This window comes from Oceanobacillus sp. CFH 90083 (assembly GCF_009389585.1).
GTDB lineage: Bacteria > Bacillota > Bacilli > Bacillales > Amphibacillaceae > Oceanobacillus.
The window spans coordinates 61,304-77,626 of record NZ_VIYG01000003.1; the positions used below are offsets into that span (position 1 = coordinate 61,304).

The window sequence follows — 16,323 nt, forward strand, 5'->3', positions numbered from 1 at the left end:
AAATAGGAATTTTATCCTGTATTATAAATGTGATAAGGAATTCAATAAGCGGTTTAACAACTGATAATTTTTCTATAGCTATAAGCACGTATTAAAGTTTCGTTATTCCATTTTTATTGCCTGATAGAAACATTTAGTGTCAAAAAGAACAGAGGTATAATCCTATATATTGGAAGTGGTACTTTGTCTTTAACAAATGAACTGATAGATAGAATGGGGGAACATACATGACAGAAATTGTCCTCGAGCTAAAAGAATTACATACACATTTTTTTACTGACAGTGGTGAAATTCCCGCTGTAAATGGTGTGAGCATTAAAGTACATAAAGGTGAGGTAGTAGGTATTGTAGGGGAGTCTGGAAGTGGGAAAAGTGTGACATCGCTTTCGGTTATGCGACTTATCCCCACCCCGCCAGGAAAAATTGTAAGTGGTGAAATTAATTTTAAAGGAGAAAATCTTGTCCGGTCTTCAGAAAAGCGAATGAAAAAATTGCGGGGAAATGAAATATCCATGATATTTCAGGAGCCGATGACATCGCTAAATCCCCTATTTACAATTGGAAATCAGCTAATTGAAGCTATTCGGCTTCATCAAAAGATAACGAAAAAAGAAGCAAGGAAAAAAGCTGTTGAAATGCTCCAGCTTGTTGGAATTCCAAGAGCGGACGAAGTAGTGAGTGAATATCCGCATCAGCTATCAGGGGGAATGAGACAGCGGGTGATGATTGCGATGGCTATGTCCTGTGATCCGGAATTATTGATTGCCGATGAACCGACAACAGCACTTGATGTGACAATCCAGGCACAGATTTTAGATTTAATGCGGAATTTAAATGAAAAAGAAGAAACGGCTATTTTACTGATTACGCATGATTTAGGAGTTGTGGCGGAAATTTGTGACAGGGTTGTCGTTATGTATGCCGGACAAATCGTAGAAGAGGGGACAACGAGAGAAATATTAAAAGCACCTGAGCATCCTTATACCCAAGGACTGATTAAGTCCTTACCAAAAATGCATGAAAGAGAGCAGCAGCTCTATTCTATTCCGGGAGTCGTACCAAAGCCTAAAATGGGAAGGGCAGGCTGTCATTTTGCTCCGCGGTGCGAATTTGCTTTTGACCGCTGTTTTCAGGAAAACCCGGACCTGTACGCTTTAGATAATAACCGCCTGAGCAGATGTTTTTTACATGATGATAAAGAAGGGAAGGTAAAAAAGCATGCAGAAGCCGATATTGGAAGTTGATGGTCTGAAGAAATATTTTGACATCAAAGGTGGACCGATAGGGAGAAAAGTCGGTGAGGTAAAGGCTGTCGATGATGTATCCTTTATGGTTATGGAAGGAGAAATTCTAGGAATCGTTGGGGAATCAGGCTGTGGAAAATCAACTACCGGAAAGGCTATTTTGCGTCTGATTGAACCAACAGCAGGTAAAGTGAAATTCCAGGATAAAGAGATAACAAACTTAAGCAGCAGTGAAATGCGCAGTTTGAGAAAAGATATGCAAATTATCTTCCAGGATCCCTATGCTTCCTTGAACCCGAGACATACCGTAGAGAAAATTGTCGGTGAACCGCTGTTAGTGCATGGCATGACATCTTCTATACAGCGAATGAAAAGAGTCCGGGAACTCTTAGAGGTTGTTGGGCTGAGTCCTTATCATGCAAAAAGGTATCCGCATCAGTTCAGTGGAGGACAAAGGCAGCGTGTTGGAATTGCCAGGGCACTTGCTAATAACCCTAAATTAGTTATATGCGATGAACCAGTATCCGCATTGGATGTATCCATTCAATCACAAATACTTAATTTAATGGAAAAGCTGCGGGATGAATTTAACTTAACCTATATTTTTATTGCGCATGATTTAAGTGTAGTGAAACATATCAGTGATCGCATCGGTGTGATGTATTTAGGGAGAATGGTTGAACTGACAGATAAAAATAAGCTTTATGATGATCCGAAGCACCCGTATACACAGGCATTGCTTTCCGCTGTTCCGCTCCCTGATCCAGATTTGCGAAGGGAAAGAATTATTTTAAAGGGAGACGTGCCAAGTCCCGCCAATCCACCTTCAGGGTGTGCTTTTCACACAAGATGTCCATATGCAATGGATATCTGCAAGGAAGTAAGGCCTGACTTTAAACCTGTGGAAGATAATCATTTTGTTGCCTGTCATTTATATGAATAGACACGCTGACAAAATATTACTCTTATAAATTAACTAATACCTGAGGGGGGAAAAGAATGAAGTTAAAATATTCTCTTTTCATCGTCTGGATGCTTGCTGTTTTCCTGGTTCTGGCAGCATGTTCAGGTGATGGCGGACAAAATGGAGGAGAAGCTGACGAAGGTGATGAGACTGATACAACAGAGGATGCAGCAGATGCTGGAGATGCAGAAGGAGACCAGGTATTAATATTTGCCCGCGGCGGTGATTCGGAAAGCCTTGATCCGGCAAGCACAACAGATGGAGAGTCATCCCGGATTACCAAGCAGATTTATGAAAGTCTATTAGATTTTGACAAGGATTCCTTTGAAATTTTGCCTGGACTTGCTCATGACTGGGAGGTTGCTGATGATGGGTTAAGTTATACCTTCTATTTAGAAGAGGGCGTGACCTTCCATGATGGAACAGACTTTAATGCAGATGCTGTTAAGGTTAACTTTGAACGCTGGGCTGATCCAGATCATGAGTATGCTTTTGCTGATGATGGATATGTCTACTCCATGTATGGCACGATGTTTGGAGGCTTTCAAGGAGATGAGAACCATGTCATTGAGGAGATTAATGTAGTGAATGACCATGAAATTGAGTTTGTGCTAAGCCAGCCTTTGGGATTCTTCCTGCAAAATATGGCGATGACCTATTTCCCTATTACTTCTCCAGCCGCATTGGAAGAATATGGTGCAGCAATTAATGAGAATCCTGTTGGTACAGGTCCGTTTGAATTTGTCAGCTGGGCAAAAGATGACTCGATTGTGCTTGATAAATTTGAAGATTATCGCATAGATGGACTGCCTAAGCTGGATCGTGTTGTATTTGAAGTTATTCCGGATAATGCTGCCCGTTTGATTGCTTTGCGTTCTGGCGAAATTGATATTATGGATGGGTTAAATCCGGATGATGCAGCAGGCGTAGAAGCTGACGAAGGCTTAGAGCTGTACGAGCGCGAGGAAAATAATATTGGTTATGTAGGATTTAATGTGCAAAATGAACCATTCGATAATAAAGAGTTAAGGCATGCTGTCAGCCATGCTATTGATAAAGAAGCAATTGCAGATGCTTTATATGCCGGGTATGCCACTCCTGCTTCTGTTCCGCTTCCGCCTAGCTATATGGGCTATAACGATGAAGTGGAGAGTTTTGAATATGATCCGGACAGAGCTGCTGAATTGCTGGAGGATGCGGGCTATGCAGATGGATTGGGAATTGAATTATGGACCATGCCTGTGGCAAGACCATATATGCCAGACCCAGAAACAGTTTCAGAGATTATTCAGAATAACCTGGAGCAAATAGGTATTACTGTTACCATTGTCAGAGAAGAGTGGGCTCCGTATTTGGAAAAAACAATGAATGGGGAACACCAAATGTATATGCTGGGCTGGTCAGGAACAAACGGAGATCCTGATTACTTCCTCAGCAGCCTGTTGCACGGAGATAACGTAGGAAGCAGTAACAGGGAATTCTATGCTAATGATGAAGTGGATGAACTATTAAATCAAGCAAAATTATCTGTCGATCAGGATGAACGAGCTTCCTTTTACCAGCAGGCGCAGGAAATTATTGCTGATGATGCACCAATGGTTCCTTTAGTACATTCCAGACCAGTACTTGCAACAACGAGTGCAGTAGAAAATTATGTGCCGCATCCATCAACGAGTGAATCTTTAGCTGAAGTAGAACTTGCAAATTAATTAGAAACAAACGAAGGAGACTCTTTTACCGGTCAAACTGCTGCTTCTCATTCCTCAATCAACTGGTAACAATCATAATGCTATCTTTGATTTATCAGGATGAGGAGGACAGAATTTTTTGGAGAGAGTCTCCTTGTTTTACTCTTGGAAAGGAGTGAAACATACATAAAGAATAGAGGTGAAATAATGGTTTCCTATATTATCCGACGATTATTAATGATGATTCCCGTGCTAATTGGAATGACATTAATCACCTTCTCCATTGTTCATTTGATTCCCGGGAATCCGGCTCAGGTGATACTGGGAGAAACAGCTAACCAGGCTGCCATTGAAAATTTAGAAGAAAGTATGGGTTTGAATGAACCTTATTTAACACAATACGGGATTTATGTGAAGGGGCTGCTGCAGGGCGATCTTGGAACTTCCTTACGCTCTAACGCAGAAATATCCAGAGAGATATGGCCATATATTGCTGCCACATTTGAGTTAACGATTTTTGCCATGCTGTTTGCTATCTTTATAGGAGTGAACGCTGGTATTATCAGTGCCTGGAAGCAGAATTCCTGGTTTGACTTTCTTGCCATGTTGTTTGCTTTAATCGGTGTTTCCATGCCTGTGTTTTGGCTGGCATTGATGGAGCAATGGATATTTGCTCAGGAGCTCGGGTGGTTTCCGGCTTATGGCAGACAGGATAATAGAGACCCGATTGCGCCAATTACATATTTATATGTATTGGATTCCCTGATTCATTTGGATTTTTCCAGAGCAGGAACAATCCTGAAGCATTTGGTTCTGCCAAGTATTGCGCTCGGTACCATTCCGATGGCGATTATTGCCAGGATGACAAGGTCGAGTATGCTGGAGGTTATGAAGTCGGATTATATTCGTACAGTACGTGCCAAAGGCTCCGGTCAATTTCTGGTTATCTATAAGCATGCGTTAAAAAACGCCATGATACCGGTATTAACGGTTATTGGCTTGCAGGCAGGAGTTTTATTAGGCGGGGCTATTTTAACTGAAACCATTTTCAGCTGGCCGGGAATTGGAAGATATGTGTTCGAAGCAATAAGCTATCGGGATTATCCAGTTATCCAGTCTGGTATTCTGGTTGTTGCCTTTATTTTTGTCATCATCAATCTTGTTGTTGATATTTTTTATAAAATCATTGATCCAAGGATTAATTATTAAGGGGGCGCTGTGATGAAACAGGATGAGAAAAAGCCAATAGATACAGAGCAGCAAATAACCAGCCCCCAAAATAGAGAGCAGCAGGCAGATGTGGAGCAAATAGAAGCAGTTTCGCCTTGGAAAGATGCTTTTCGGCAGCTTAGAAAAAATCGTTTTGCAGTGGCAGGTCTGATTATTATTATTTTTTTCATTATCCTTGCGATTGTTGCGCCGCTCCTTACATCTTATTCGTACCATGAACAAAACCTGGCGAATCGTTTGCAGCCTCCTTCCGGTGAGCATTGGATGGGGACCGATGATTTAGGCAGAGATATATTTACCAGAATAGCTTATGGAGCAAGAGTTTCGTTGCAGGTTGGCTTTTTTGCAGTGATAGGTGCTCTGGTGTTTGGGACATTTCTTGGGATTATTGCCGGCTACTTCGGGCGTTGGGTAGATATGATTATTTCCAGAATATTTGATATCCTGCTGGCATTCCCAAGCATTTTACTTGCGATTGCAATTGTTGCTATTCTTGGCGCCTCTTTGCAAAATGCACTGATTGCGATTGCAATCATTAACATACCGATATTTGGAAGAATTGTGCGTTCCCGGGTAATCAGCTTGCGGGCAGAGGAGTACATTATGGCTGCCAAAGCGCAGGGAATGAAAAATGGGCGAATCATTTTTCATCATATTTTACCGAACAGTATTACGCCAATTATTGTACAGTCTACACTTGGTTTTGGGACTGCCATCCTGGAAGCAGCTGCACTGGGCTTCCTCGGGCTTGGTGCACAGCCTCCGACACCGGAGTGGGGACAGATGCTTGCCAGTTCCCGGGAGTTTATTCAGCTGGCTCCATGGACACTTGTCATGCCGGGGCTTTCTATTATGCTTGTTGTACTTGGGTTTAACTTGGTTGGTGATGGTTTAAGAGATGTTTTAGATCCGAAAATGAGGAATTAATATCTTTATTTAGGATGTTTAAGAATTTATTCGTTAATAAAACCTGATCTGCTGTTAATTATTAATGGCAGATCAGGTTTTTAATGATAAATAGGGATTATTATTCAATTGTGATGCGGCCATTGCTTGTATTTGCTTTGATTAATGATTCTCCATTGCCGTAGATGACATCCCAATCTCTGGAATCAAATACGCGAATCGTTCCATTATTTGTACGTAAATCGAAGGTAGCATTTTCAGGTGCCTGCTCCGAAATAATATGAATCTTTCCATTGCTTGTCTGTAAATCCATTGGATACTCAAAGTTTTCTGTTTCTATATGAATAGTTGCATTATTCGTCTTTGCTTTTATTTCCCCGGAAATACCCTGTGCTTCAATTCTGCCATTTGTTGTTTCTGTATTCGTATTACCCTGTATGGAAGCAATTCCGATTTTTCCATTATTCGTATTGGCTGTTACTTCACCAATAATATTCTCTACAGTGATTTTTCCATTTGACGTTTTTATATTCGTATCACCCTGTGTGTTCTCCAATGCAATCCTGCCATTAGATGACTCCATATCAATCAAGGAGGCTTCTATATTTTTTCCTTCAATCCTTCCATTGCTTGTATAAAGCTGTAACGAATCGATTTGTAAATCAGCAGCAGATATTCTGCCATTTGTTGTTTTTACATATATTTGCTCCAGCATATCCTCTGGAACAAATATGTCTAATGTAGCTTTCGAATAAAACATAAAATCCATATGAAAGAAAGAAGAGGAGGTTTCTTTAATTTGAATCATTAATGTCTCCCCGTTAATTGAACTGCTCAACTCTTGTGTTTCAAGCTTTCTTCCTATTGCTGTATATTCAATTTTCGGTTCTTCTCCATTAGCTGTTTGCAGCCGAATTTCCGTATTTTCTGCATCTACTTCAATGTTATTTAATTCATTTGCTTGGAAAGGAATAGACTCTGACTCTTCATTGAAAGCAGATTCCCGGTAAGAGGAGAAAGTAGCAGCCATCCCGATGATTCCGATAAGAAGCAGGAAAATGGCTAGAATGATAATTCGCTTTACAGTTATCATGTGTGATTCTCTCCTTTCACTAGCCGGACATTAAATGCAATATATTTTGAAAACATACGGATGGCTGCATTTGTCATATAATTTGCGCCGATAAAGATGAATAATCCAGATCCTGTAAGTGTGACAGACGTAAATAATTCAAATAAATAAAATGAATCAGGCTGGACAATCCATTGTACGATTGCTATCAAAAGCTGTGCAATAAAAGAAAAAGCAACCACCCACGCACTCAGAATGATTCCGGCAATACCAATGGAAGGTCCAAGGACAATAATTAAATTGAAGAAAAGGAGCCCGATGATTATGCCTATTCTGTGGAATGGACTTTGTTCAGCATGATTTTTCCGGGCTTTTGCAAATGGCTGAGTGGATTGCAATTCTTTGGCAATCTGCTGCGGGGAACCTAGTGAGCGATAAATCTCTTCATCTGTTTTTCCCTCTGCTCTCCCCATTTCAAAGTGCTCTTCAAAATCTTGAATAATTTCTTCCTGCTCTTGTGGTGACAAGTCTTGTAAGTAAACCGTAAGTTCTCCTATAAAGTCTGACTTATTCATTTCTCTCCTCCTCCATTAGCGAATCAACGCCTTGCGTAAAATTCACGTATGCTTCTTTAAGTTCCAGGAGATATTCTTGTCCTTCCTCTGTTAAATGATAATATTTTCTGCTGGGTCCTTCTGTGGACTCTCTAAAGTAAGTTGTACAGTATCCCTGTTTTAATATTCGGCGTAACACAGGATAGACCGAGCCCTCCGCTATTTCGATTTTATTCGTAATTCGCTTAATCAATTCATAACCATAGAAATCCTGTTTATCAAGCAATACTAATACACAGAGTTCAAGAACCCCTTTTTTAAATTGTGCATTCACTAAAGTCACCTTCTTTATAGGTAAGCTGATAAATTCACTATAGCATTTTATTTAGTACTATTCAATAACAAGTAGTGGTTTTATTTTTTAGTAGGTTGAAATATTTGTTTTAGATCAATAGAGGGAGGAGTTCAAAACAGACAGCTTGTAACTATGAAAAACCAAATCTCTTCTATATAAGAAGTGTTCATAAAGCACGATGAAAAGGACCAAGTCGGATAAAATCGTAAATTCGTGTGGTTGCGATTAATTATACTATTGAAAAGAGTTGGGACTGGGGCTGCGATTACTTGCCCCACCGAAGAGCTTTTGCAATTACTCTTCCCACCGAAAATATTTGGGACTTGCGATTACTCGTCTCATCGAAAAGAGCTGTTGCAACGCCGACACTAGCACGCCCTATGAGGGAGTGCGGATTTGAGCAGTGCTTTTGACGGGGGAGTAATCGCATTCTCAGGTCTCCACGTTTTTAATAGCAGAAACAGTCTTAACGAAACCTTAATCAAGGCAATCCAATGTACTTGTCTGCTTTTCTTTAAAAGAACCGTCTGATTATATTTTATTGAAATTTGCTCTTGCATCCACGATAAGGACATGCTATAGTATTAAAAGTCGATTGATTGCACAGACAATTGAGAGATTGATTGAAAAATATTTTTAAAAAGTTATTGCATCAATTTGAGAGATGTGATACTATATAAAAGTTCGCTTATAAAGCGCCTGTAGCTCAATTGGATAGAGCGTTTGACTACGGAACAAGAGGTTAGGGGTTCGACTCTTCTCAGGCGCGCCATCGGGAAGTAGCTCAGCTTGGTAGAGCACTTGGTTTGGGACCAAGGGGTCGCAGGTTCGAATCCTGTCTTCCCGGCCAGAAGAGATTTTTGATTATTTGTTTAAATGTGCGGGTGTAGTTTAGTGGTAAAACCTCAGCCTTCCAAGCTGATGATGAGGGTTCGATTCCCTTCACCCGCTCTATTATTAAAATGGGCCTGTAGCTCAGCTGGTTAGAGCGCACGCCTGATAAGCGTGAGGTCGGTGGTTCGAGTCCACTCAGGCCCATTATTTATACATATATCGATAGTACAAATTCATACATTAGTATGTTAATAGAAGGATTATCATTGTGCCCTTAATTTAGAAGGATAGAGCAATATATTTTAAACTGTGTCTCCAAGATTTGAATCTTAAAGTGGACCCTATGTCAAAGACACTAACTTTTTTCGCTGTTATCTCTTATGCTGAGGAGCAACGACATAACAAAAGCACACGCTCTTTTGAGTGTGTGCTTTTGTTATGTACTGAAAATGTATGAAAAGACATTGTTTATCTCGACGTGACATAGATTGCCGTAATTCTTTATTATTATTGTTGTTTTATAGGCATTTTATATAAGGAACTTAACTGTTGCTCTGCAAAATTGCAGCATACGAACAGAGGGAGAAACAGAAGCATGTCAGAAAATGAGAATGATTCCTTTCGTGATAAGAACGTAAAGGATAAAATATTAATAATTATAGGGATAACATTGCTTATTATCTTGGTAGCGGGTTTTATATTTGGGCTTTATTTCTTCGGTCTGGCAGGGGTTTTTAAATTGCTTGGCGTGCAGTATGAATCTATTTGGACCTTGGTTGTTTTTGTTATCAGCCTGCTGATTGTAAGCAGCATATTTGAATTGTTCTCCAAATTAATTTTTATATTGTCTGTCCGAAATATTACAGGAAAAACAACGGTACTTATTATCCGAATTATTATTGAGTTCACATCGAACTGGCTCGTTCTTTTTACCATAGATGAGTTTATGAGGAGTATTACGCTTTCTTTAAAAACAGAGATTATAATTGCTTTACTGATTGCTGTAATAGAAATTATTTTTGATGATGATAAGGATGAAGAGGAAGATGAGTAAGCTATCCGTATTGATGATGATATGATGTTTTTGAAGGGAATAAAGATTTTAGTATGCTGCAGCGGCTATACCTTACAGAACATATCAATATTTTGAGGGGTAAATGAACTTGTATTATTTTAAGTTTCTTTTTTATGAATTTATCTTATTTAGTTTGATCATTATAGTGAACTATTTGTTCGATGGTTACTTTCAACATCCATTTACAAGAGTGGATTTAATAGCAGGAGTCATATTTCTGCCTGTTCTTGTCTGCTTATTATTTGTGCTGACTAAATTATTTAAACGATTTAATGCCATTTCAGTTAGAAATAAAATAATACTTTCCATCCCCACTTTTATTATAACCGTATTCGTTATTGGAATTATATTATCGCGTGTTGGTCTTTAATTGTTTTAGCTATGTGGTGGGGCTAATGTATATTGAGTAAGGATGCAATAAACGGTTTTTTAAACCAATGGTAAAGGAAGTGATGTACGTGCGATTATATGATAAACCGATGACAGCATATTTACATAATGATTTAGCGGCCTTTGAATCTGAGGAAAATGACAAACACCTTGTTTATTTTTTTGAAAAGGGTTATGTAACAGTTCTTGGTGAGTTTGATTCTGATAAATATGTTGGAGGAATAGCCTGTATTATTTTTAATCAGGATGATGTTATATCTGTTGGTAAAGGAATGCTGCGCTTTGTTGATGAAAAGGAGAAGAGATAATGGGAAATGCAGAGATAAAAGAAATTAAATTACTTGATAACGAGGTTGAAAACCTGTCTAAACTATTGAGAACAGTAGTAGATAATGGAGCATCTATTGGGTTTTTACCTCCTATGAAACAAGAAGAAGCTACAAAATATTGGAAAAGTGTCTTAGCGCCAGAAGTGATATTGTTTATTGCTAAAATAGATGATGTCGTTGTAGGTAGTGTTCAATTGCATTTAATTACAAAGTCAAATGGAAGTCATAGAGCTGAAATCTGTAAGTTAATGACTCATCCCAACTTTAGGCGTAACGGAATTGGCCGCTCGCTTATGCAAAGGGCGGAGGAAAGAGCAAAAAAAGAAAATCGATCGCTCTTAGTATTAGATACGAGAGAAGGAGATCCATCCAATATACTCTACAAGTCATTAGGCTATCAAGAATCTGGGAAAATACCAGAGTATGCAATTTCTCCTAATGGCAAATTAGATACAACAGTAATTTATTACAAAATTGTTTAGGATTTATATGGAAAGAGAGTGATCTAAACATCATTATTTGTCATTATTCTTGTGATGAATAATGGAAGTTAGTTTATAAAAATACTATTAACTTTCAATGATGCCAAAAGATTAGAAAAATGAAGATAGAGTGAATTTTATATACAAAGATTAGATTACATTCAAATCATGGTAAAATAAATATACAAACTAAGACACAGATATTTGATAAAAAAGAGGAGGGTTGTCCATGAGTAATCCACTTCCTAAAATCGGCAAGCCTGCGACAAATGCGCTTCATCATATCAACATCACAACACTGGAAGAAGTTGCTAAGCTCGATGAAAAGACGCTGCTTAAGATTCATGGTGTCGGACCAAAGGCAGTCAAAATATTAGAGGAGACACTGGAAGAAAAAGGATTGAGCTTTGCAGATAATCATCCACTTCCATTCACTCTTGATTTTGCAGTGATCGGTGATTTAAAATGCGACAATGCACCGAAAAGAAGATTTATTCGTGACTTTATTACAGGGCGCGCTGCCGGTAAAGAAGAAATATTAAAAGATGTTATCACAGATGACGTTACATGGCACATTATTAACAAAGAAGAGATACATGGCTTTTCGAATTTTTGTGAAAAAGTTTCCACAGCAGATTACAATATAAGCAGTGTAGAAATTGACAGAAACCTCACGCATGGTAAAGAAGGAGCCTCTCATACGACAATGACATTAAATAATGGCAGACAAATTCATATCGCTGATTTTTTTGAATTTGTCAGCAATAAGAAGGATGCTAAGATTAAAAAGATTACCACTTATTTAATGGACTAAAATACCTTTAGCATCATTGGATGTCAACATGGCTCTTGCTGCACAAGCTGCTTGTATAGGTGCATTTATCTGCTCCTATTTTAACGATAGCTTTTTCTGGGTTATGAATCGTATGTTAGGAATCCGTGAAGTGAAGGAACAAATGTGGGTTTGGACGATTCCATCAACCATTTGTGGAATTGTAGGCTTAATTGGACTTCTGATAGCTGATTTGTTTGTATGATACTATGACCGTAAAGGATTGCTCAAACCAATCGCCCATTGGAAAACAACGGATATCATCCTTCTTGGAGATGCTATTCACAGCATGACTCCTATGGGCGAAATGGTTGCCAACACAGCATTACGTGATGCAGAGCTGCTTGTGCGATCACCTTATCAAGGTTCAACGTGGAGAAAAGAAACTTTTGCAATCTGTACATGACTATGAGACAGAAATGGTGCAGTACGGTTTCGAAGTGGTACGCCAATCGTTGAAAGCTGCTGAACTGGCGGTTTCAGATCGTATTGTTACGAATATAATGATGAAAAGTTTTTTCGGCTGGTTAATAGACTGCCATATTTTAAAATAGCAATTCACAAGAAATTCTCTCCTATATTAATTGCTAAAATGAATGATAGATCTTATATAGGAGGAGATAGAATGAGAAAAGTAGTTTTAAAAATGGATGTTTCTCTTGACGGATTTGTTAACGCGCAGGATGGAAGCATAGACTGGATTTTTGATACAGTTGATGAAGAATTAGAAGCGTGTATTACTGAAATTCTTTGGCAAGCTGATGTTCATATTATGGGGAAAATGACGTACCATGATATGGCTGAGCATTGGCCATCATCCACGTCGAAATATGCTCCGCCGATGAACGAAATTCCAAAGGTTATCTTTTCTAAAACGCTGAAGGAAGCTGATTGGCAGTCCTCGCGTGTAGTAAAGAGTGATTTAACAGATGAAATTTTAAGAATGAAGCAAGAACCTGGGCAGTATATTTTAGCTCATGGAGGTGCAGCGTTTGCCCAATCCCTTTCAAGACTTGGGTTAGTTGATGAATATCGATTGATTGTTCATCCGGTTGTGTTGGGAGGCGGAATGCCCATATTTAAAAATATATCTGATAGAATGAAACTCAAGCTTACAGATACAAGAGTATTTGAAACAGGAGCGATTCTTCTTACGTATCGAACAGTGCAGGTATTTTAAAAATATTAAAAAGAATTAACAACTATTCAAGTGAAATAGTTGAATTAAAAGGCAGATTGAAGCTTGGAGGTAGTGTTGACAGGATAAGGTCTCTCAACTTACATGTAGAAAGGTTACTCAATAAAAGAAATGAAGAGCAATTGGAAGGCGCTCATCATTTATATCGATTAATAAATTATTTAAAATAAGTTTAGTAGTCTCTTCACTTTAGAAGATGGTAATGAGTTGCAGCATAACTTGATTTTTATAAATCACTATGTTTAAAATAATAGTAGATAAACTTTGAAAGGGTGAATCGAGCACATGATTTATTAATCCTATTGATAAGAAAAACATTCGTTATAAGCTGCGAAACGTTTTTTGGATAGGATAAATCTGTGCTTTTTTGCTCAAACCGTGCGAAATAGAAAAAATGTATGCATGATCTTCCTATTCAGAAACTTGGCTTGTATAATATTGCATTTTCTGAATAGGATTTATCATGTTCTTTATCATAATCGAAAAGTAGTTTATTTCTTTTTGTTATGTATGATTGCCTCCTGTTCAGAATTGGATAGGGGGTTTTTAATGTCTATATCCATAACAGCTGGATAGTACGTTTAAGAAGTTCATCATAAAAATCCAATAGTTAAATGGAGGAAATAGCATGACAATGAATATAACAGAATTTGCAATTGCTAAATCTGATTCTGGTCCTTATGGTATCGCGGCAGCAAAAGACGGGAATATTTGGTTTACACAGCATAAAGCAAACCAGATCAGCTGTATCAATAAAAATGGGGAAATCAAAGCGTATGCAGTACCGACTCCTGATGCTAAAGTGATGTGCTTAACAGTTGCTTCCAGCGGTGATGTCTGGTTTACAGAAAATGCTGCCAATAAAATAGGGAGACTGACAGCAGCAGGCAATTTTATAGAATACCCATTGCCACAGCCTGATTCAGAGCCGTATGGAATAATAGAAGGTCTAAACGGCGACATCTGGTTTACGCAAATGAAGGGAGCACGTATTGGAAAACTGACTGCTGACGGTACGATTTATGAATATGAATTGCCCAATAAGGAAGCTTATCCTGCTTTTATCACTTTAGGTCCAGATAATGCGCTTTGGTTCACAGAGAATCAACATAATGCAATTGGAAAGCTGACAGATACAGGCGAGTTAACAGAATATCCTATACCGACACCTGCATCGGGGCCAGTAGGTATCGTAAATGGTCCAGATGGTGCTATCTGATTTGTTGAGGTTATAGGGAATAAAATGGGAAGAATCACGCTTGATGGAGAAATCTCAGAGTATGATATTCCAACTTTAAATGCACGCCCGCATGCGATTGCTGCAGGAAAAAATAATGACCTGTGGTTTACGGAATGGGGAGCGAATAAAATTGGCCGGATTTCGGTTATGGATGGAAAAATGAATGAATATGACATTCCAACATCATCCGCAGAACCGCATGGCATCACATGCGATGAAAATGGAGAGGTCTGGTTTGCATTAGAGTGTAATAAAATAGGCTGTATCAGAAAAAATTCATAAAAGGAGGTGTGCGTATGGCAGGAATCGTAAAAGGACCTGATCCAAATCAAATATATCCGATAGCTGGAAATAAAAATGTTCAGTTTATCAAGCCCTCACTGACCAGAGCGAATATAGAAGCTGGTGCATACACGTATTATGACAGCAAGTCCGGAGAGCATTTTGAGGATCAGGTTTTGTACCATTATGAATTGCTGGGAGATCGATTGATTATCGGGAAATTTTGTTCGATAGGACCCGGGGTTACTTTTATTATGAATGGAGCGAATCACCGCATGGATGGTTCCACCTATCCTTTTAATATTTTTGGGGATGGCTGGGAAAAGCATACACCAGCGTTGGATATGCTGCCTTTCAAGGGAGATACGGTTATCGGTAATGATGCCTGGATTGGAATGGATGCTGTAATTATGCCTGGTGTAACCATTGGGGATGGAGCGATTATTGGAGCGAAATCCGTAGTCACAAAAGATGTTGAACCTTATACCATTGTGGGTGGAAATCCTGCTAAGCAAATCAAAAAGAGATTTTCTGAGTCAAAAATAAAAGAATTATTAGAGATAAGATGGTGGGATCTGGAAATCCAGGTGATTAACGAACATTTGGATGCTATTCTCCGTTTTGATATGGAAGTGCTTAGGAAGATTTTCAAAGGTGATTATTAAATATTTTTATAAAGGAGTCATTTTCATGGGCGGCTTTGAACTCAATACATTCTTTTCTCAAATAATATTTGTAGGGGTTGGGGCTCTAATAGTTTTTTTTCTTCTGCGTTATGTATTAACTAAAAGTAAAAAAAGTAAAAGATAAAACCTCAATCCTTTGTGAACAAATCTCACTGGGAAACAATATGGGAAAGCGGCTTATGCGATGCATGTATAAGCCGCTTTCTTTGTGTATTAAAGCAGATGACTTCCCGTACATTTAACTATTTTATAGGCTTTCTAAAAATCCTTTTCTGTCACTGATTGAAAATCCTTGACATGTGCTAATGATTATTTATAATATAAAACAAATGATATGTATCATATGTTTTATATTGAAGGAGAAAACGTTATGGCACCTAAAAATAAATTTTCCAAGGAACAGATCATTGATGCTGCTTTTCACATTGCTAAAACAGAAGGGATGGATAGTATAACCATCAGAAAAGTTGCCGATCAATTGGGGAGTTCCATTGCTCCTATCTATGTTAATTTCAATGATGTGCAAGAATTGAAACAAGCGGTAGTAAAAAAAGTTGTTGAAGTAAGTCACCGTTTACTGGACGAAAATAATACCGGAAATCCATTCAGTGATATAGGTGTTGCCAGTCTCCAATTTGCCAAAACGTATCCAGTGCTAGTTAGAGATTTCATTATGAAACAGAATGATTATTTGCTGGACTATGATCAGGATATGGGGGATAGTCTTATCGCGCATATGAAAAAGGATCCGGAGCTTAAAGATTTTACAGAGGAGGAGCTGCAGACCATTTTATTTAAAATGAGGGCCTTTCAAACGGGGTTAACTGTTATGGTTGCCAATGGGCTGTTGCCTGAGAAGTTAGATATGGAAAAAATGAAAGAGATGTTAGACAGTGCTGCTGAAGATGTTGTGACTGCGACGCTTCTGCGTAAGAAAAAGGGATAAACACCCTGCGTTCAAA

Annotated in this window: 18 protein-coding genes, 3 tRNA genes and 1 pseudogene; 19 read left to right on the forward strand and 3 right to left on the reverse strand. The window is 38.5% G+C overall.

Annotated elements, in window-relative coordinates; all coding sequences use genetic code 11:
* Window positions 1-227: 227 nt before the first annotated feature.
* The 5 genes from FLK20_RS05120 (at window position 228) to nikC (ending at window position 6,053) form a co-directional block, all read left to right on the forward strand.
* Window positions 228-1,244: an ABC transporter ATP-binding protein gene (locus tag FLK20_RS05120; protein ID WP_152655487.1), complete on the forward strand. Its 1,017-nt coding sequence runs from the start codon at window positions 228-230 to the stop codon at window positions 1,242-1,244.
* The gene (locus tag FLK20_RS05125; RefSeq protein ID WP_152655488.1) at window positions 1,219-2,187 is read left to right on the forward strand and encodes an ABC transporter ATP-binding protein; all 969 of its coding nucleotides are present in this window, start codon (window positions 1,219-1,221) and stop codon (window positions 2,185-2,187) included. The genes FLK20_RS05120 and FLK20_RS05125 overlap by 26 nt, the downstream gene beginning before the upstream one ends.
* A gap of 56 nt (window positions 2,188-2,243) precedes the next feature.
* Entirely contained in the window at window positions 2,244-3,917 is a 1,674-nt protein-coding gene (locus FLK20_RS05130) for an ABC transporter substrate-binding protein (protein WP_152655489.1), read from the forward strand.
* 186 nt (window positions 3,918-4,103) lie between these two features.
* Complete coding sequence (locus FLK20_RS05135) at window positions 4,104-5,105, forward strand: ABC transporter permease (RefSeq protein WP_152655490.1); 1,002 nt, start codon at window positions 4,104-4,106, stop codon at window positions 5,103-5,105.
* 12 nt (window positions 5,106-5,117) lie between these two features.
* Window positions 5,118-6,053, forward strand: coding sequence for a nickel transporter permease (gene nikC / locus FLK20_RS05140; RefSeq protein WP_152655491.1), 936 nt, complete (start codon window positions 5,118-5,120; stop codon window positions 6,051-6,053).
* A gap of 100 nt (window positions 6,054-6,153) precedes the next feature.
* On the opposite strand, the gene FLK20_RS05145 is transcribed toward nikC, so the two are convergent.
* From FLK20_RS05145 to FLK20_RS05155, 3 genes are read right to left on the reverse strand one after another with little or no spacing between them, the layout of a single operon-like run.
* On the reverse strand, window positions 6,154-7,125 hold the full coding sequence (locus FLK20_RS05145) for a DUF4097 family beta strand repeat-containing protein (protein WP_152655492.1): 972 nt from the start codon (window positions 7,123-7,125) through the stop codon (window positions 6,154-6,156).
* Complete coding sequence (locus tag FLK20_RS05150) at window positions 7,122-7,679, reverse strand: HAAS signaling domain-containing protein (RefSeq protein ID WP_152655493.1); 558 nt, start codon at window positions 7,677-7,679, stop codon at window positions 7,122-7,124. Before FLK20_RS05150 ends, FLK20_RS05145 begins: the two co-directional genes overlap by 4 nt.
* On the reverse strand, window positions 7,672-7,992 hold the full coding sequence (locus FLK20_RS05155; protein WP_152655494.1) for a PadR family transcriptional regulator: 321 nt from the start codon (window positions 7,990-7,992) through the stop codon (window positions 7,672-7,674). The genes FLK20_RS05150 and FLK20_RS05155 overlap by 8 nt, the downstream gene beginning before the upstream one ends.
* A gap of 794 nt (window positions 7,993-8,786) precedes the next feature.
* Here FLK20_RS05155 and FLK20_RS05160 point away from each other — a divergent pair.
* The 14 genes and pseudogenes from FLK20_RS05160 (at window position 8,787) to FLK20_RS05220 (ending at window position 16,307) form a co-directional block, all read left to right on the forward strand.
* Window positions 8,787-8,863 (forward strand) — tRNA-Pro (locus tag FLK20_RS05160).
* Between the two features lie 30 nt (window positions 8,864-8,893).
* A tRNA-Gly gene (locus FLK20_RS05165) sits at window positions 8,894-8,964 on the forward strand.
* Window positions 8,965-8,977: 13 nt separating this feature from the next.
* A tRNA-Ile gene (locus FLK20_RS05170) sits at window positions 8,978-9,051 on the forward strand.
* Between the two features lie 391 nt (window positions 9,052-9,442).
* Window positions 9,443-9,901 carry a YrvL family regulatory protein gene (locus tag FLK20_RS05175; RefSeq protein WP_152655495.1) on the forward strand — a complete coding sequence of 153 codons (459 nt, stop codon included), beginning with the start codon at window positions 9,443-9,445 and terminating at the stop codon, window positions 9,899-9,901.
* Window positions 9,902-10,380: 479 nt separating this feature from the next.
* Window positions 10,381-10,620, forward strand: a complete 240-nt coding sequence (locus FLK20_RS05185; RefSeq protein WP_152655497.1) for a hypothetical protein — start codon at window positions 10,381-10,383, stop codon at window positions 10,618-10,620.
* Window positions 10,620-11,123 (forward strand): GNAT family N-acetyltransferase, encoded by a 504-nt coding sequence (locus tag FLK20_RS05190; protein WP_152655498.1) that lies wholly within the window; start codon window positions 10,620-10,622, stop codon window positions 11,121-11,123. The genes FLK20_RS05185 and FLK20_RS05190 overlap by 1 nt, the downstream gene beginning before the upstream one ends.
* Before the next feature lie 229 nt (window positions 11,124-11,352).
* Window positions 11,353-11,937 carry a helix-hairpin-helix domain-containing protein gene (locus FLK20_RS05195; RefSeq protein ID WP_152655499.1) on the forward strand — a complete coding sequence of 195 codons (585 nt, stop codon included), beginning with the start codon at window positions 11,353-11,355 and terminating at the stop codon, window positions 11,935-11,937.
* Between the two features lie 28 nt (window positions 11,938-11,965).
* Window positions 11,966-12,160: a GntT/GntP/DsdX family permease gene (locus tag FLK20_RS05200; protein ID WP_152655500.1), complete on the forward strand. Its 195-nt coding sequence runs from the start codon at window positions 11,966-11,968 to the stop codon at window positions 12,158-12,160.
* Window positions 12,161-12,178: 18 nt separating this feature from the next.
* A complete protein-coding gene (locus tag FLK20_RS22210) occupies window positions 12,179-12,361 on the forward strand; it encodes an FAD-dependent monooxygenase (RefSeq protein WP_370453164.1) in 183 nt (60 codons plus the stop codon).
* Complete coding sequence (locus FLK20_RS21550; protein WP_194165533.1) at window positions 12,345-12,509, forward strand: hypothetical protein; 165 nt, start codon at window positions 12,345-12,347, stop codon at window positions 12,507-12,509. Before FLK20_RS22210 ends, FLK20_RS21550 begins: the two co-directional genes overlap by 17 nt.
* A 71-nt stretch (window positions 12,510-12,580) precedes the next feature.
* Window positions 12,581-13,135 (forward strand): dihydrofolate reductase family protein, encoded by a 555-nt coding sequence (locus FLK20_RS05205; RefSeq protein ID WP_152655501.1) that lies wholly within the window; start codon window positions 12,581-12,583, stop codon window positions 13,133-13,135.
* 646 nt (window positions 13,136-13,781) lie between these two features.
* A pseudogene (locus FLK20_RS05210) lies at window positions 13,782-14,675 on the forward strand (Vgb family protein).
* 14 nt (window positions 14,676-14,689) lie between these two features.
* Window positions 14,690-15,340 carry a Vat family streptogramin A O-acetyltransferase gene (locus FLK20_RS05215; RefSeq protein WP_152655502.1) on the forward strand — a complete coding sequence of 217 codons (651 nt, stop codon included), beginning with the start codon at window positions 14,690-14,692 and terminating at the stop codon, window positions 15,338-15,340.
* A 391-nt stretch (window positions 15,341-15,731) separates the two neighbouring features.
* Window positions 15,732-16,307: a TetR/AcrR family transcriptional regulator gene (locus FLK20_RS05220; RefSeq protein WP_152655503.1), complete on the forward strand. Its 576-nt coding sequence runs from the start codon at window positions 15,732-15,734 to the stop codon at window positions 16,305-16,307.
* The last annotated feature ends 16 nt before the right edge of the window (window positions 16,308-16,323 follow it).

What these genes read in the sequence shown, in the direction of transcription:
- FLK20_RS05150 (WP_152655493.1), bottom strand. Translation starts at nt 7,679, where the DNA reads ATGAATAAGTCAGACTTTATAGGAGAACTTACGGTTTACTTACAAGAC.
- FLK20_RS05195 (WP_152655499.1), top strand. Translation starts at nt 11,353, where the DNA reads ATGAGTAATCCACTTCCTAAAATCGGCAAGCCTGCGACAAATGCGCTT.
- FLK20_RS05220 (WP_152655503.1), top strand. Translation starts at nt 15,732, where the DNA reads ATGGCACCTAAAAATAAATTTTCCAAGGAACAGATCATTGATGCTGCT.
- FLK20_RS05130 (WP_152655489.1), top strand. Translation starts at nt 2,244, where the DNA reads ATGAAGTTAAAATATTCTCTTTTCATCGTCTGGATGCTTGCTGTTTTC.
- FLK20_RS05135 (WP_152655490.1), top strand. Translation starts at nt 4,104, where the DNA reads ATGGTTTCCTATATTATCCGACGATTATTAATGATGATTCCCGTGCTA.
- FLK20_RS05175 (WP_152655495.1), top strand. Translation starts at nt 9,443, where the DNA reads ATGTCAGAAAATGAGAATGATTCCTTTCGTGATAAGAACGTAAAGGAT.
- FLK20_RS05125 (WP_152655488.1), top strand. Translation starts at nt 1,219, where the DNA reads ATGCAGAAGCCGATATTGGAAGTTGATGGTCTGAAGAAATATTTTGAC.
- FLK20_RS05145 (WP_152655492.1), bottom strand. Translation starts at nt 7,125, where the DNA reads ATGATAACTGTAAAGCGAATTATCATTCTAGCCATTTTCCTGCTTCTT.
- FLK20_RS05190 (WP_152655498.1), top strand. Translation starts at nt 10,620, where the DNA reads ATGGGAAATGCAGAGATAAAAGAAATTAAATTACTTGATAACGAGGTT.
- FLK20_RS05205 (WP_152655501.1), top strand. Translation starts at nt 12,581, where the DNA reads ATGAGAAAAGTAGTTTTAAAAATGGATGTTTCTCTTGACGGATTTGTT.
- nikC (WP_152655491.1), top strand. Translation starts at nt 5,118, where the DNA reads ATGAAACAGGATGAGAAAAAGCCAATAGATACAGAGCAGCAAATAACC.
- FLK20_RS05215 (WP_152655502.1), top strand. Translation starts at nt 14,690, where the DNA reads ATGGCAGGAATCGTAAAAGGACCTGATCCAAATCAAATATATCCGATA.
- FLK20_RS05200 (WP_152655500.1), top strand. Translation starts at nt 11,966, where the DNA reads ATGGCTCTTGCTGCACAAGCTGCTTGTATAGGTGCATTTATCTGCTCC.
- FLK20_RS05120 (WP_152655487.1), top strand. Translation starts at nt 228, where the DNA reads ATGACAGAAATTGTCCTCGAGCTAAAAGAATTACATACACATTTTTTT.